Genomic DNA, 15,637 nt, shown 5'->3' with positions numbered 1-15,637 from the left:
TGTCAGGGAAAAGGACAAAGAATGTTTGAATCGCTTCAGGAGCGTCTTGGCTCCATCCTGAACGGCCTTACCGGCCGCGGCGCGCTGTCAGAGGCTGATGTCTCGGCGGCGCTGCGCGAGGTGCGCCGGGCGCTGCTCGAGGCCGACGTCGCGCTCGAAGTCGTTCGCTCCTTCACCGACAAGGTGCGCGAGAAGGCCGTCGGCGCCGCCGTCGTCAAGTCGATCAAGCCCGGCCAGATGGTCGTCAAGATCGTCCATGACGAGCTGGTCGACATGCTCGGCGCCGAAGGCGTCTCCATCGACCTCAATGCGCCGGCACCCGTCGTCATCATGATGGTCGGCCTGCAGGGCTCCGGCAAGACGACGACATCGGCCAAGATCGCCAGACGCCTGTCCGACCGTCAGAACAAGAAGGTTCTGATGGCCTCGCTCGACACGCGGCGTCCCGCCGCGCAGGAGCAGCTCCGCCAGCTCGGCGAGCAGGTCAAGGTCGCGACGCTGCCGATCATCGACGGCCAGTCGCCGGTCGATATCGCCAGGCGCGCCGTGCAGGCCGCCAAGCTCGGCGGCCATGACATCGTCATCCTCGACACCGCCGGCCGTACCCATATCGACGAGCCGCTGATGGTCGAGATGGCCGACATCAAGAAGGTGTCGTCGCCGCACGAAATCCTGCTTGTCGCGGATTCGCTGACCGGCCAGGACGCCGTCAACCTGGCGAAAAGCTTTGACGAGCGCGTCGGCATCACCGGCCTGGTCCTGACCCGCATGGACGGCGACGGCCGCGGCGGTGCGGCGCTTTCCATGCGCGCCGTCACCGGCAAGCCGATCAAGCTGATCGGCACCGGCGAAAAGATGGACGCGCTGGAGGAATTCCACCCCAAGCGCATCGCCGACCGCATCCTCGGCATGGGCGACATCGTCAGCCTTGTCGAAAAGGCCGCCGAAAACATCGACGCCGAGCAGGCGGCGGCGATGGCCAAGAAGATGCAGTCGGGCAAGTTCGACCTGAACGACCTCGCCGGCCAGCTTCAGCAGATGTCGAAGATGGGCGGCATGGGCGGCATCATGGGCATGATGCCGGGCATGGGCAAAATGAAGGACCAGATGGCCGCGGCAGGGCTCGACGACAAGATGTTCGGCCGCCAGCTCGCCATCATCTCGTCGATGACCAAGGCCGAGCGTGCCAACCCCGACGTGCTCAAGCACTCGCGCAAGAAGCGCATCGCCGCCGGCTCCGGCACCGACGCGGCTGAAATCAACAAGCTCTTGAAGATGCATCGCGGCATGGCCGACATGATGAAGGCGATGGGCGGCAAGGGCAAAGGCGGTGGCCTGATGCGCGGCATGATGGGCGGGCTCGCCTCCAAGATGGGCCTCGGCGGCATGATGCCCGGCATGGGCGGGATGGGCGCGATGGGCGGCGGCATGCCGGACCTATCGAAGATGGATCCCAAGCAGCTTGAGGCGTTGCAGAAGCAGGCGCAGGCCGCCGGCCTCGGCGGCATGAAGGGCTTGCCTGGCGGTGGCGGCCTTCCCGGGCTGCCAAGCGGCATGCCAGGCCTGCCCGGCGGCATGAAGCTTCCCGGACTTCCCGGCATGGGCGGTGGTCTGCCCGGCCTCGGCAAGAAGAAGTGATGGGCAAGAAAAAGTGAGGACGCGATGAACGAAGAAAAGGACATGGCCGACGCACGCACCATCCTGGCCGACTATCGCGCCTCGATCGACAATATCGATGCCGCACTCATCCACATGCTGGCCGAGCGCTTCCGCTGCACCAAGGCGGTGGGTGTGCTGAAGGCGACGCATGGCCTGCCGCCGGCCGACCCGACGCGCGAGCAGCAGCAGATCGCCCGCCTTCGCCAGTTGGCGAAGGATGCGCATCTCGACCCGGATTTCGCGGAAAAATTTCTCAACTTCGTCGTCCGCGAAGTGATCCGCCATCACGAACAGATTGCCGCGTCTAACGGCGCAGTGACGAAAACCAACTGAACCCCGAAACAAACGAAAACAGAGCTTTTAGGAGAAAAGAAATGACACTGAAGATCAGACTGGCCCGCGCGGGCTCGAAGAAGCGTCCTTACTACCACGTCGTCGTTGCCGACGCCCGTTCGCCGCGCGACGGCCGTTTCATCGAGTCGCTCGGCTCGTGGAACCCGCTGCTGCCCAAGGACGGCGAACGCGTCAAGGTTGATGCCGACCGCGTCAAGCATTGGCTGTCGCATGGCGCCCAGCCGACCGACCGCGTGCTGCGCTTCCTCGACGAGGCCGGCCTTGCCAAGCGCGACGCCCGCTCCAACCCGAAGAAGGCCGAGCCGGGCAAGAAGGCGCAGGAACGCGCTGCCCTGCTGAAGAAGGCGCAGGACGATGCCGCCGCTGCTGCCGCTGCGGCGTCAGCCGCACCGGCCGAGGCGGAAGCCGCTTCAGCCGAATAATTCTTGCCTATCCAATCAACGAAAAACGGCGGGCCCTGTGCCCGCCGTTTTTGTTTCCATCAGCCATGGCCAGATGAGTTCTATTTCTCGGTGGCGCTCTTCAGGTTGGCGAGGCCAGCTTCGAAATCCTTGCCGATCAGCCTGTCGAAATTCATGACCAGGCCCATCAGCTTGGCGATAAAAGGCCGGCTGCCGCGCATGGCCCAGGTGACGGCGGTGTCGCCGCCCGCCGGGGTCAAGGTGAAATCGACCGTGTTGTTGGCCCTGAACGGCTTTTCAAAGTCGAGCTTCAGCGACACGCGCGACGGCGCGGTGGCGTCGGTGATTTCCATGCGCCCGGTTCCGGCCTTGCTGTTGCCGTCCCAGGCATAGGCGGCACCCTTGCCGGTCTCGGCGCCGGACAGCGTACGCCTCATCTCGGGGTCGAGCTTTTCATAAGGCGACCATGCGCTCCAATGCCTGAAATCGTTGATCATCGGGAAGATCGCTTCCGGCGTGGCCTTGATGTTGGCCGAGCGGGTGACGACGAAACTGTCCGGCCGTGTCGCGGCATAGACGAGCACGGCGGCGATCAGAACGACCAGAATGACAAGGATGGTGGTGAACATTTTCTTTTCCTTGTTCGCTTCTAGCGGGTGAAGGGGATCAGCGCACGGACCTTGGGGTCGCGCAGGAACAGGCCGCCCCACAGGATGACGGCGAGATAGACACCGAACAATGTGTGCGAGAACAACGGACTGTCCAGCCGCACTTTGGTGGCGATGGCGCCGCCCATATAGGCGGTGAGCAATATGGCGCCGAGCACCGAGGTGCGTGGCAAGGCGTAGAGCGCCGTCGAGATCAGCCCGATGACACCGAGCATGCGCGCCACATTTGGATCGGCCGGCCAGCCGATCTGCACCATCGTCTGCGTGACGATGTCGAGCGGCGGCAATTTGATGACGCCGTCAAAGATCATGAACAGCACGATGACGCCGCTCATCACGCGGCCAGTCCATAGAGCGCCTTGCGAAACAGGCGTGGTTTGAGAAGTGGTCATTGGTCGTCCTCCGGTATTCATTTCGAGCATTTGCCCTCTCAGGAAGGTCGACCCAAGGACGTGCGGGGATGCGATGATCCTACACACCGAGGGATTCTTTATGCCGCCTTCAGCTTCGGCTGCCGCCGATCTCTCCGTTCCGCAAGCATGATGCCGAGGCGTTTGGCTTCATGGTTCGACAAACCAAATGGTTATTTAACCTTTTGGTTTTGTACGAAGCCGCGGCAGGCAGGTCAGGCCTAGTCTGAGTGATCACGGAGGGATTGGAGGTTCAGCGCGCTAGGAAAAATAGAACTTCTCGGCCGGGATCATTTTCGGCGGCGTCTCGCCCAGCGCCTCGAACACCGAGATCTCGCAGACGCGGCACAGGCCGTCGAGCGCAAGGTCGTTGGCCTCGGTGCCGAACGGATCCTCAAGCTCTTCCGAGAGCGCGTCGAGACCGAAGAACGTGTAGGCGATCAGCGCCGTGAACAGCGGCGTCGCCCAGCCGGTGGTCGAGATCAGCCCGATCGGCAAAAGCAGGCACACGATGTAAGCGGTGCGATGCACCAGAAGCGTATAGGCGAAGGGCAGGGGCGTGCCGGCGATCCGCTCGCATCCGGCCTGGATGGCGGTGATCGATGCCAGCCTTTCATCCAGGATGCGAAAGCCGATCGAATCGAGTTCGCCCGATCGGCGTTGTGCGTTGGCGCGCCGGCCCATGCGCCTGACCATGTCGTCGGCGGGGTTGGAGGCGGTTCCAGCCGCATCCGCTTCCGCGTCAATGAAGGCGCGGGCATCTTTCACGCTGTCGATCTTGCGCAATTGCCCGCGCAGGAAGTGGCAGAAGGCAAGCGCTTCCATCAGAAAGGCGCGCTGCTCGGTCTGGTCGGTGATGAGACTGGTGGTGGCGCGCGCCAGGTTGCGTATCTCGAAGACCAGTGCACCCCAAAGCTTGCGCGCTTCCCACCAGCGGTCATAGGCGGCGTTGTTGCGGAACGAGAGGTAGATCGACAGCGTCACGGCCACCAGGCCGAAAGGCGTGATGTTGAAGACGCCGAGGTCGAGATGGAACCAGCGCGCGACAACCAGAATGATGGCGGAATACAGCGCAAAGCCCAGGATCTGCGGAAGGATGCGGGGCACCACCGATCCGCGCATGACAAAGAACAGCTGCAGGAATGTGGGGCGCGGGCGCACGATCATCGAAGAGCCTTTCGCGGACCTGTCTCGATCCTTGGGTACCTCTATTCTGCTCGGCAACAGATACACAAGCTCGGCCGCCAGCGACATCGCCGTGTCGTCCGCGCAGCGCCGAGCCGGCAAAGGCTATCGGCGCATGCCGGGCACGGCTATTGAGGAGAATGCGGGCTGCGGTCCGCCCCTGCATCAGCACGCGAGAAGAAAAATGGCCGGCGAGACCGATCTGAAAAAACTGCTGGCGACAATGACGCCGGAACTGCAAGCCGGTGTCCACGTCTTCGCCACGCTGGCGCCTGGCGTGCCTGTTCCCCAGGGCGTCGATCCGGTGATGCTGTTTCGCGAACGCGAGGGCACGACGCTGATCATGCTTGAGGACGAAGCCATGTCAGCTGGCCTGACGGCTTCGTTTCGCTGCCGGATGGTGACGTTGAACGTCCATTCCTCGCTCGAAGCGGTCGGCTTCCTCGCCGCCATCACCGCGCGGCTTGCCGCCGCTGGCATGGGCGTTAATCCGGTCTCGGCCTTCTATCATGATCATCTGTTCATTCCCTCCGACCGGGCCGAGGAAGCGCTGGACGCGCTGCGGCAACTGGCCGTCGACAGCGCGGGCTGACTCAGCGCCTTCGAACGTAGAGAATATCCGGAAGGCCTTCCTCGTTTCGCGAGCCGTCGCCGAAGGCTTCGGCGCGAAATCCATGGCGCTCATAGAGGCGCCGTGCGCCGCTGTTGGCCTGGAAACAATACAACTTTGTCATCGGTAAAGCGGCGGTCGCGTCCGTGAGCAACCGGCTGCCGCAATGTCTATGACGAAAAGCACTTTAAACCTGTGCTGCCCCTCATCCCCCTACCGGGACCTTCTCCCCGTATAGTGACGGGGAGAAGGGGCTGGCGGCCAATGGCCGAGCCCGCGACCGCGGGCCGCCGGTTGTCCGGCGCCCCCGCGGAGGGCCCGCCGCGGCAGCGGCGATATGGCCCGTGAGCGAAAACCAAACAGCCGTCAGGCCGCCTTCTTCTTTGGCTGGATCAGCCCCCGCTCGACCAGCAGTTCGGCGATCTGCACCGCGTTCAATGCCGCACCCTTGCGCAGGTTGTCGGAGACGATCCACATCGACAGGCCGTTGTCGATGGTCGAGTCCTCGCGGATGCGCGAGATGAAGGTGGCGTCCTCGCCGGCGGACTCCAACGGCGTGATGTAGCCGCCGTCCTCGCGCTTGTCCAAGACCTGGCAGCCGGGGGCGTCGCGCAGGATGTCACGCGCTTCGTCGGCGGTGATCGGCTTTTCGAACTCGATGTTCACCGCTTCCGAGTGACCGATGAACACCGGCACGCGCACGCAGGTCGCGGTCAGCTTGATCTTCGGATCGAGCATCTTCTTGGTCTCGGCGACCATCTTCCACTCTTCCTTGGTGGAGCCGTCGTCGAGGAAGACGTCGATATGCGGAATGACGTTGAAGGCGATGCGCTTGGTGAACTTCTTGACCTCGACGCCATCGGCGACGAACACGGCACGCGTCTGCGTGAACAGCTCGTCCATGCCTTCCTTGCCGGCGCCCGACACCGACTGGTAGGTGGCGACAACGACGCGCTTGATGGTGGCGAAATCATGCAGAGGCTTCAGCGCCACGACCAGCTGTGCCGTCGAGCAGTTAGGATTGGCGATGATGTTCTTGCGGGTGAACAACGAAATCGCGTCGGGGTTCACTTCCGGCACGATCAGCGGCACATCCTGGTCGTAGCGGAAGGCCGACGAATTATCGATGACGACGCAGCCCTGCTTGCCGATCTTAGGCGACCATTCCTTGGAGACATTGCCGCCTGCCGACATGATGCAGATGTCGGTATCGGAAAAATCATGCTGGTCGAGCGGCCTGACCTTCAGCGTGCGGTCGCCGAACGACACTTCCGTGCCCAGGCTGCGCCGCGAGGCGAGCGCCACCACTTCGTCCACCGGGAAGCCGCGCTCTTCCAGGATGTTGAGCATTTCCCGGCCCACATTGCCCGTGGCGCCGACGACTGCAATCTTGAAACCCATCGAAAAATCTCCTCTTCCCTCTCCGCTCGTTTTGGAGAAACCCGCCGGCCGGTGCGGGCTTCGCCCCCGGGCCGGACCCGGGGAGAGGGCGAGCAGGCCAAGGGAGATCAGACCATTTTAGTGGTCGTTTTGCCGGTTTTCTTGGCCAAGAACGGGGTTTTGGTGAAGCGAGCAGACGCGCCGACGCGCCCGGCCCAATGATGTGCATTGTGGCCAGGGACGTTCAACGAAGAGAGCGCCATGAGAGGGCCGCGCATCGAAACTGTCCTGTTCGGTGCCGGCTTTTACGCGGTTTGCGCCAAGAGTCAATCATCGCGCGGCATGTGCTTTGTCGCGCACCCTGTACAATGGCGGCGGCGCGAAGTACGAACGGGCAAGATTGTTTGGCTGGCACGGCGCCGGCCCCGGAATGCGTATCCTACGAGTGAACGCAGACCCCGAATTCCGAAAGACGGATATGATCAAGATTGATGGCATTGTCCCGGCGCTGGCAAAGGCGCTGGAAAAACGTGGTTATTCCGAGCTGACCCCGGTGCAGAAGGCCGTTCTGGCCCCTGAACTCGGACAGGCCGATGCGCTGGTCTCGGCGCAGACCGGCTCCGGCAAGACGGTGGCTTTTGGTTTGGCGCTGGCGCCAACCCTTCTGGAAGGCGCCGAGCGCTTCTCTCATGCGGCGGCACCGCTGGCGCTGGCCGTGGCTCCGACGCGCGAACTGGCGCTGCAGGTGACACGCGAACTGGAATGGCTCTATGAGCTGACCGGCGCCACCGTGGCGTCTTGCGTCGGCGGCATGGACATGCGCAGCGAGCGGCGCGTGCTGGAGCGCGGCGCCCATATCGTCGTCGGCACGCCCGGCCGCCTGCGCGACCACATCACCCGGCATTCGCTGGACATGTCGGCGCTCAAGGCTGTCGTGCTCGACGAGGCCGACGAGATGCTCGATCTCGGTTTTCGCGAAGACCTGGAATTCATCCTCGACGCGGCGCCGGCCGAGCGCCGCACGCTGATGTTCTCGGCCACTGTGCCGCGTTCGATCGCAACGCTTGCCCAGGGCTACCAGCGAAACGCCGTGCGCATCTCGGCGTCCGGCGAGGAGAAGCAGCATCTCGACATCGAATACCGGGCGCTGAGCGTTGCCCAGGCCGACCGGGAGAACGCCATCATCAACGTGCTGCGTTTCTATGAGGCCAAGAACGCGCTGGTGTTCTGCAACACCCGCGCCGCCGTCAACCACCTGACCGCGCGCTTCAACAACCGCAACTTCTCCGTCGTCGCGCTCTCGGGCGAGCTCAGCCAGAACGAGCGCAGCCATGCCTTGCAGGCAATGCGCGACGGCCGCGCCAAGGTTTGCATCGCCACCGACGTGGCGGCGCGCGGCATCGACCTGCCCAACCTCGAGCTTGTGATCCATGCCGATCTGCCGACCAACCCGGAAACGCTGCTGCACCGCAGCGGCCGGACCGGACGCGCCGGACGCAAGGGCGTCAGCGCGCTGATCGTTCCCAACAGTGCCCGCAAGCGCACCGAGCGGCTGCTGCAGAATGCCGGCCTGAAAGCGACATGGGCAAGCCCGCCTTCGGCCGATGACGTTATCCGCCGCGACGACGAGCGCATTCTTGCCGACTCGACGTTCACGGAGCCGCTGAAGGACGACGAGCGCGGCTTTGTCGCCGCACTTCTCGAACAGCACGGCCCCGAGCAGGTGGCGGCAGCCTTCGTGCGGCTGTGCCGTTCCAGCCGCTCGGCACCCGAGGATCTCATGGAAGTCGCGCCCTTCACGCCGTCGCGTGAAAGACCGGCGGGCGAAAAGTTCGCGCATCGCGATGAGGCGCCAAGCCGCCGCGAGGATTTCGGCGCAAGCGTCTGGTTCTCGGTATCGGTCGGACGCCGGCAGAATGCCGAGCCGCGCTGGCTGATCCCGATGCTGTGCCGCACCGGCGGCATCACCAAGCGCGAGATCGGCGCCATCAAGATGCAGCAGGAAGAAACCTTCGTGCAGATCGCTGCCGACTGGGCCGACCGGTTCTTGGCCGCGATCGGCCCCGACCGCAAGCTGCAGGACAACATCCGGGTCAAGCGGCTGGAAGGCACGCCCGACCTGTCGCGGGCCGGCTATCAGCCGCCATCGCCTGACAAGAAACCGCATCGCGGCAAGGCGCCGTTCGATCCCAACGCGCCCAAGCGCAAATTCGAGAAGCGCCCGCCGGCATCCGCCGACCAGCGCCCGGCGGCCGCCCATGACGCAACGCCGTGGGCGAAGAAGCCCGGCAAGCCAAAATTCGAGAACGCCGGCCCACCGCAGCATAAGAAGGCGAAGAAGCGCCCTTCGTAGGGCGTCGCTGCCTTCCGGCCGGTGCGGCCGAAATTCAGCGCTGACGGGATGCGCTTGCCTGCAGGCCGGCCTTGATCGCGGCCCAGCTTGCCGCCGCCGGCGTCGGCCTGTGGTGCTGGGCGATGCGGTCGACAAGCGAGGAACGCCAAGCCGTGTCGTCGGCCATCTTGCGGATCGCGGCATACCAGCCCGCCTGGTCTTCGGAATCGATCGTCGGCATCAGGCCACGGCTGGCCTCAATCAGCGCCGGCGTTGTCGAGACGATGACCGGGATGCCGAAATCGAGGCACTCCGAGGCCGCGTAGCCCCAGCCTTCGATATGTGAGGGAAACACGCCAAACGACGCGCTGCGATAATATCGGATCAGTTCCTCATCATTGATTGGACCGGTGAACGTGAGCGATTTGGCCAGCTCCGGATGTGCATCGAGATAGGCGCGCAACGGGTCCATCATCCCGCCCCAGCGACCGGCGCAGACAAGCTTCGGCAGCGTTACGCCTTCGTCGAGCGCCTGCTGCCAGATACGCGCCAGCAGGATGTGGTTCTTGCGCACGTTGATGGTCGAGCAATAGAGCACGAACGGCTCGCTGGTCTCGATGCGCGAGGTCATGCCCAGGCGGACAGCAGTCTCATGCAGGATGGATGGCATGGGAAAGCGGTGCACGACTGGCGGGTTGATGCCAGCAAGGCGCATATGATCGATCAGCATCCCGCTGGCTGTCTCCGAGGCACAGAATGCGGTTGCGCCGGATCTTACGAGAGACTCGACATTGGCTCCGAAAGCCTTCTCCAGTTTGCCCTGGTCGACAAGATCGGGACGCACGACCGGAATAAGATCGTGGCAAAGGAAGGCGATCCTGTTGATCTCACCCGAGACAGACGATCTGTTATCTCCAGCAAGCATCTGGTGAGAGATCAGGACGGTCGACTGCTCCAGCTCGGTCGGTTCCGGTGTGGGCATTTGTCTGGATGCGCCAAGCCGGACCCACGCCCGCCGGTAGAGGCGATAGGCGCGAAGCAGCAGCGCAGCCGACTTGAAACCAAACCCTGTCCGGCCATTCGTCACCATCCTCGCGAGTTGGCGATCCGCCTCGCGTTTCGCTATCGGGTATTGCCGCACCAGCTGCAGCGCCCGCGGCAAAGCCGCCATCATGGCCGTCCCGCGCTCGATGCGGCTGGGCGCAATGTCGTTGGCCGCCAATTGGGCCTGCTCGTAGGGGAAAAGTGGTCTAAACCGGTGGTTCGAAAGGTTGACCGCCACGACGCCGACGCGCGGATCGGTCTCCGCCAGCGCCGCCTTTATGATAAAACTCTCAACCCGCTGGATGCCGGCCACGGCCTGATCGCCGCCCCAGGATAGCAGGCCTGTCGCATCGATGGAAATCATCGGCGCGCGGGTGGCCGCTGTATCCGGCTTGCCAGCGGCGCTGTTCAAGATCTCCTCGGTCATTGCTTTCCGATTGCCTGCAGGCCGGTCTTGATGGCGGCCCAGCTTGCCGCCGCCGGCGTCGGCCTGTGGTGCCGGGCGATGCGGTCCACCAGCGAGGAGTGCCAGGCCTTGTCGTCCGCCATCCTGCGGATCGCTGCATACCAGCCCGCCTGATCTTCGGAATCGATCGCCGGCATCAGGCCGCCGCTCGCCTCGATCAGCGCCGGCGTTGTCGAGACGATGACCGGGATGCCGAAATCGAGACATTCCGAGGCAGCGTAGCCCCAGCCCTCGATATGCGAGGGAAACACGCCAAACGACGCGCTGCGATAGTATCGGATAAGCTCTTCGTCGCTGATCGGGCCGGTGAACGTGACCGTCTCGGCCAGGTCAGGATGCGCCTTGAGATAGGCGCGCAACGGGTCGATCATCCAGCCCCAGCGCCCGGCGCAGACAAGCTTCGGCAGCGTGACGCCTTCCTCGCGCGCCTGCTGCCAGATGCGTGCCAGCAGGATGTGGTTCTTGCGCACTTCAATGGTCGAGCAGTAGAGCGCGAACGGCTCGCTGGTCTCGATGCGCGAGGTCATGCCCAGCCGGGAAGCGGTCTCATGCAAGACGGATGGCATGGGAAAGCGGTGCACCACAGGTGGGGCAATGCCAGCTTGGCGCATATGATCGGTCAGCATGACACTGGCCGCATCCGAAGCGCAAAATGCCGTCGCCCCTGCTCGCATAAGCTGTGCAAGCTTGGTGCCGAACTCCTTCTCGGCCTTGGTGCCCGCGACCAGATCGGGACGCACTGACGGGATGAGGTCGTGGCAAATGAAGGCAATCCCGCTGGCGTCATCCGAGACGGCGGGCCCATCCCCGTAGGCAAGGACATTGTGGCAGATCAGCGTGATATCGTTGTCGATGCGTTGTGGCGGCCGCGCAGCAGCCTGACGCCGGCCGGTTCGGCCTGCGGCCCGCCTGTATAGGCGATAGAGGCGGATCAACAGTTTGACCGCCGCCCAATCGAACCCGCCGCTTCCGTTGGTCACCGTTTGGGCAAGATGGCTGTCCGCCGCGCGCTTCGCCCAGGGATACAGCCTCACCATCTGGAAGGCGGATTTCAGTGCCGCCTTGCGCCCCGGCCATTCCGTGACGCGCAAGGGCGCGATCTGACCATCCGCCAGCCGCCTTTCTTCGAAAGGCTCCAGCGAGCGGAAGCCGCCATCCCAGGATTTGAATGCCACGACCCGGACATGGCGATCGGGGTCGGCCAGCGCCGCCTTGATCAGAAAATCCTCGACGCGGGGAATGCCGGAGAGAGCTTTGTCGGGCCATGCCAACACACCCGTCGCATCAATAGCCAGTATTCTCCGGCCTGACGGCCCTTCATCTTGCGTCACACCGCTATCAGAACTCTGGACTGTCATTGCCTGCTTTTGGCGAAGGAAGAATGCAATTCGTGTCTTATGCTTCATTTGCGGCAAGGGCGGTAGCCACTTCATTTGGTGTGGCCTTGCCCTCCGCTTCAGCCTCGTGCGACACCTTGGCCCGAACAGCTGAGGTGACGAGAGGGGCGGCGGATGCGCGGTGAAGTGCTTCACTATGATGAGACTCAGGGCTTCGGCTTCATCACCGGCGCCGATGGCAACCGGTACACGTTCGGCCGCGAGGATTTGCGCCGGGGCGCATCGGTCGCCAAGGGGGCGGCTGTCGAATTCCTGGCGGGCAGCGGTCAGGCGCGTGACATTTTCTCGATTGCCGCCCAGACAGCCGCTCCAGCTGTCGCCCGCCCGCCGGCAGGTGCGGCGGCCCCGGCGGCAGCCGCGCAGACAGGGAATTTCGGCCGCTCAGCCGAAACCAACCCTGCTGAACCCACCGACCTGTGGGGTTACTTCTGGCGTAGCCTGACCCAGAACTACTTCAATTTCGCCGGCCGTGCCCGCCGCAAGGAATATTGGGGCTATTGCCTGTTCTGGACCGTGGCGCTGATCGTGATCTCCATCATCGGCCTCTTCATCGACAATGCCCTGGGCTTTTTGAACGGCAGCGAAGGGCCGGCGGTGACGATCGGCGTTTTCGGCCTGTTCATGCTGGCGACATTCTTGCCCAGCCTTGGCATGATCGTCCGTCGGATACACGATATCGGCCTGAGCGGCTGGCTTGCCCTGCTGCTTATCCTCCCGACCATTGGCAGCCTGATCATCCTGGTCTTCGCGCTGATCCCTACCCAGGACCGCGAAAACCAGTGGGGGCCGATACCGGGCGGCGTCAGGACCTAACCAGGCCGTGCATATTGCAATCAACGGCAACTCTGAGTAGAATCACCGACGCAATGCAAGGGGGCAAGGCATGCGCGGCGCGGTGTATCACTACGACAAGGATCAGGATTACGGTTATATCAACGGAACCGACGGCAAACGCTATATCTTCGCCCTCAATGACCTGAGCCAGGATGTGGCCCTCGTGAGGGGCACGCTCGTCGATTTCCAGCCAGACGACGGCACGGCGCACAATATCGCCGCCGCCTCGACCACACCGCCGCCGGGCACTGGTCAACCACCACGGTCAGGCCGGCTTGCCGGACAGAGTTCCACAGGACTGTGGGCCTATTTCGGGCGCACGGTGAGCGTGAACTATTTCAATTTCAACGGACGCGCCCGCCGTAAGGAATTCTGGGCCTTTTGGCTGTGCCTTAATCTTGTGCTGGTGGTGCTTTTGGGCTTTGGGATACTTGTCAATCTGGCCATCAGCGGCTTCGGCATCAATGCGGATAGGACGTCGATAGGATTTCTGCCCGCCGCTATCTTCATATTTGTATTCGGCCTGCCATGGATTGCGCTGACAGTGCGGCGTTTGCACGACGTCGGTCTGAGCGGCTGGTTTGTCCTGCTCTGCTTCACCCCGGCCTTCGGCGCAGTGGCCTTGCTGGTTTTGGGACTGGTGCAGTCTCAGGTCGGTGAAAACCAGTGGGGGCCGGTGCCGGCAGGGGTCAGGTTCTAGAGGCCAGCTCGGAGAAAACGAGAATGTTTCTTGCTCTAAACTGATTGAAAACAGGGACCAAGACGCGCCGGTCGGCCACCGGCTGTCAGGGTTGAAGATTCCGCTTGCCACTTAATCCGCGCACAGATAGTCTGTGCACAGATCGAATGGTCGATCGAACAGAAGCACCGATGGAGCCGAAAATGTGGAGCAATGAATACACCGCCGTTACCTCCCTTCCCGTGCAGGCGGTTTGGGCCGCGCTCAAGGCGCTGCATGAAGGCCGCCTCAGCTATGAGGGGTCGGACACGTTTGTGCTGCACGGGCCGTTCGCCAAGGGCACCCGCGTCTCGGTGACCCCGGTCGGGCAGGACACGTTTGAATCGACCATCGTCGATCTCGTCGAAAACGTAACCTATGCCGACGAAACCTCGTTCGGTGACACCCAGCTTTTGTTCCGGCACACGCTGGCGCCAGTTGCAGGTGGCACGCGGGTAACGCACCGGCTTGAAATATCCGGCCCTTCGGCCGCCGAAGTCGGGCTTGAGCTCGGCCCCCAGATCAGCGGCGATTTCGACACGTCGATGGCAAAGCTGTTCGAACAGGCGCAGGAGCTCGCCAGCCGTGGCTGAACTCGACACGCGCTTCAAGGGCGGACCATCGGAGAGCCCCGGCTTGCTGCTCTGGCGAACCACCATGCGCTGGCAGCGCGTCATGACGGCGGCACTCGCGCCGCTGGACCTGACCCATGTCCAGTTCGTGCTGCTGGCCTCGGCGATGTGGCTCGGCCGCGATGGCGAGCCGCCCAACCAGGTACAGCTCGCCGCCCAAGCCGGCACCGAGGTGAAGATGACGTCGGATGTCGTCGCCCGGCTCGAAGCCAAGGGGTTGATCGCCAGGGAGACCGACCCCAGGGATTCGCGCGCCAAGGTGATCCGCATCACCCCGGCCGGGACAGCGGCCGCACAGCGCGCCATCGTTGCCGTCGAAGCCGCTGACGCGAGTTTTTTCGAGCCGGTGGATGAGGCCCAGTTCGTCGGCCTGCTGCAGCGGCTGGCCGGTGAGATTCGCTGAGGCGGTTACAGCCTCGCCTTATCCCAGGAACTTGGCGATGATCGCGTCGCCCATCTCGACGGTGCCGACCTCGGTCATGCCCTCGGACAGGATGTCCCGGGTGCGCAGGCCTTCATCCAGCACGGCGGCGATCGCGGCTTCGACGCGGTCGGCTTCCGCGACCATGCCGAAGGAATAGCGCAGGCACATGGCGAAGGACGCGATCATGGCGATCGGATTTGCGATCCCCTTGCCGGCGATGTCGGGCGCCGAGCCATGCACCGGCTCGTAGAGCGCCTTGCGCTTCTTGGTCTTCACATCGGGCGCGCCGAGCGACGCCGACGGCAGCATGCCGATCGAGCCGGTCAGCATGGCGGCGATGTCGGACAGCATGTCGCCGAACAGGTTGTCGGTGACGATGACATCGAACTGCTTTGGCCAGCGCACCAGCTGCATGCCGCCGGCGTCGGCCAGCATGTGATCGAGCTTGACGTCGGAATAGCGGGCCTTGTGGGTCTGGGTGACGACCTCGTTCCACAGCACGCCCGACTTCATGACGTTGCGCTTTTCCATCGAGGTGACGTGGTTCTTGCGGGTGCGCGCCAGTTCGAAGGCGACGCCCGAGATGCGTTCGATCTCGAACGTGTCATAGACCTGCGTGTCGATGCCGCGCTTCTGGCCGTTGCCGAGATCGATGATCTGCTTCGGCTCGCCGAAATAGACGCCGCCGGTGAGTTCGCGCACGATCAGGATGTCGAGACCCTCGACCACTTCCTGCTTGAGCGAGGAGGACGCCGCGAGCGCCGGATAGCAGATGGCGGGGCGAAGGTTGGCGAACAGCTCCATGTCCTTGCGCAGGCGAAGCAGGCCGGCCTCGGGGCGCACCTCGTAAGGCACCGCATCCCATTTCGGACCACCGACGGCGCCGAACAGCACCGCATCCGCCGCCATCGCCTTTTCCATGTCGGCATCGGAAATCGCCGCGCCATGCGCGTCATAGGCGCAGCCGCCGACAAGCCCTTCGTCGGTGACGAAGCCGCTGCCGAGCTTGTCGTTCATCGCTCCGATCAGCTTCTTCACCTCGGCCATGGCCTCGGGACCGATGCCGTCGCCGGCGAGCAGGAGAAGGTGTTTCGAAGCCATGGAGAACCGTCCCAAAACTGTT

16 protein-coding genes are annotated in these 15,637 nt (G+C 63.6%); 9 read left to right on the top strand and 7 right to left on the bottom strand.

Annotated features, from left to right (window positions below):
• Positions 1 to 21: 21 nt before the first annotated feature.
• Genes ffh through rpsP form a run of 3 tightly spaced genes read left to right on the top strand, consistent with a single transcriptional unit; the run spans position 22 to position 2,435 of the window.
• Positions 22 to 1,638, top strand: a complete 1,617-nt coding sequence (gene ffh, locus GA829_RS05300; RefSeq protein WP_195177506.1) for a signal recognition particle protein — start codon at positions 22 to 24, stop codon at positions 1,636 to 1,638.
• A gap of 24 nt (positions 1,639 to 1,662) precedes the next feature.
• Positions 1,663 to 1,992, top strand: coding sequence for a chorismate mutase (locus tag GA829_RS05295; protein ID WP_195177505.1), 330 nt, complete (start codon positions 1,663 to 1,665; stop codon positions 1,990 to 1,992).
• A 41-nt stretch (positions 1,993 to 2,033) separates the two neighbouring features.
• Positions 2,034 to 2,435, top strand: coding sequence for a 30S ribosomal protein S16 (rpsP, locus tag GA829_RS05290; protein ID WP_195177504.1), 402 nt, complete (start codon positions 2,034 to 2,036; stop codon positions 2,433 to 2,435).
• An 80-nt stretch (positions 2,436 to 2,515) separates the two neighbouring features.
• Here the strand turns inward: rpsP and GA829_RS05285 are convergent, their stop codons facing one another.
• From GA829_RS05285 to GA829_RS05275, 3 genes are all read right to left on the bottom strand, one after another.
• On the bottom strand, positions 2,516 to 3,043 hold the full coding sequence (locus GA829_RS05285; protein WP_195177503.1) for an SRPBCC family protein: 528 nt from the start codon (positions 3,041 to 3,043) through the stop codon (positions 2,516 to 2,518).
• A gap of 20 nt (positions 3,044 to 3,063) precedes the next feature.
• Complete coding sequence (locus GA829_RS05280) at positions 3,064 to 3,474, bottom strand: DoxX family protein (RefSeq protein WP_195177502.1); 411 nt, start codon at positions 3,472 to 3,474, stop codon at positions 3,064 to 3,066.
• A 279-nt stretch (positions 3,475 to 3,753) separates the two neighbouring features.
• Entirely contained in the window at positions 3,754 to 4,659 is a 906-nt protein-coding gene (locus GA829_RS05275) for a bestrophin family protein (protein ID WP_195177501.1), read from the bottom strand.
• A gap of 202 nt (positions 4,660 to 4,861) precedes the next feature.
• On the opposite strand from GA829_RS05275, the gene GA829_RS05270 reads away from it, so the two are divergent.
• The gene (locus tag GA829_RS05270; protein ID WP_195177500.1) at positions 4,862 to 5,269 is read left to right on the top strand and encodes an ACT domain-containing protein; all 408 of its coding nucleotides are present in this window, start codon (positions 4,862 to 4,864) and stop codon (positions 5,267 to 5,269) included.
• Between the two features lie 384 nt (positions 5,270 to 5,653).
• Here GA829_RS05270 and GA829_RS05265 read toward each other — a convergent pair whose 3' ends face one another.
• Complete coding sequence (locus GA829_RS05265; RefSeq protein ID WP_195177499.1) at positions 5,654 to 6,688, bottom strand: aspartate-semialdehyde dehydrogenase; 1,035 nt, start codon at positions 6,686 to 6,688, stop codon at positions 5,654 to 5,656.
• 457 nt (positions 6,689 to 7,145) lie between these two features.
• Between GA829_RS05265 and GA829_RS05260 the strand changes: the two genes are divergently transcribed.
• Complete coding sequence (locus GA829_RS05260) at positions 7,146 to 9,020, top strand: DEAD/DEAH box helicase (RefSeq protein ID WP_195177498.1); 1,875 nt, start codon at positions 7,146 to 7,148, stop codon at positions 9,018 to 9,020.
• 34 nt (positions 9,021 to 9,054) lie between these two features.
• On the opposite strand, the gene GA829_RS05255 is transcribed toward GA829_RS05260, so the two are convergent.
• Complete coding sequence (locus GA829_RS05255; RefSeq protein ID WP_195177497.1) at positions 9,055 to 10,470, bottom strand: glycosyltransferase; 1,416 nt, start codon at positions 10,468 to 10,470, stop codon at positions 9,055 to 9,057.
• Entirely contained in the window at positions 10,467 to 11,783 is a 1,317-nt protein-coding gene (locus tag GA829_RS05250; protein WP_258052154.1) for a glycosyltransferase, read from the bottom strand. Before GA829_RS05250 ends, GA829_RS05255 begins: the two co-directional genes overlap by 4 nt.
• A gap of 237 nt (positions 11,784 to 12,020) precedes the next feature.
• On the opposite strand from GA829_RS05250, the gene GA829_RS05245 reads away from it, so the two are divergent.
• From GA829_RS05245 to GA829_RS05230, 4 genes are all read left to right on the top strand, one after another.
• On the top strand, positions 12,021 to 12,719 hold the full coding sequence (locus GA829_RS05245; RefSeq protein ID WP_195177495.1) for a DUF805 domain-containing protein: 699 nt from the start codon (positions 12,021 to 12,023) through the stop codon (positions 12,717 to 12,719).
• Between the two features lie 70 nt (positions 12,720 to 12,789).
• Positions 12,790 to 13,440: a DUF805 domain-containing protein gene (locus tag GA829_RS05240; protein WP_195177494.1), complete on the top strand. Its 651-nt coding sequence runs from the start codon at positions 12,790 to 12,792 to the stop codon at positions 13,438 to 13,440.
• A gap of 182 nt (positions 13,441 to 13,622) precedes the next feature.
• Positions 13,623 to 14,051, top strand: coding sequence for an SRPBCC family protein (locus tag GA829_RS05235; RefSeq protein WP_195177493.1), 429 nt, complete (start codon positions 13,623 to 13,625; stop codon positions 14,049 to 14,051).
• Positions 14,044 to 14,493, top strand: coding sequence for a MarR family winged helix-turn-helix transcriptional regulator (locus tag GA829_RS05230; RefSeq protein ID WP_195177492.1), 450 nt, complete (start codon positions 14,044 to 14,046; stop codon positions 14,491 to 14,493). The genes GA829_RS05235 and GA829_RS05230 overlap by 8 nt, the downstream gene beginning before the upstream one ends.
• A gap of 18 nt (positions 14,494 to 14,511) precedes the next feature.
• On the opposite strand, the gene leuB is transcribed toward GA829_RS05230, so the two are convergent.
• Positions 14,512 to 15,615: a 3-isopropylmalate dehydrogenase gene (leuB, locus tag GA829_RS05225; RefSeq protein ID WP_195177491.1), complete on the bottom strand. Its 1,104-nt coding sequence runs from the start codon at positions 15,613 to 15,615 to the stop codon at positions 14,512 to 14,514.
• Positions 15,616 to 15,637 lie beyond the last annotated feature (22 nt).

This window comes from Mesorhizobium sp. INR15, assembly GCF_015500075.1.
Classification (GTDB): domain Bacteria; phylum Pseudomonadota; class Alphaproteobacteria; order Rhizobiales; family Rhizobiaceae; genus Mesorhizobium.
Note: the sequence above shows the minus strand (reverse complement) of the source record. Positions and strands in the feature narration are given on the sequence as shown.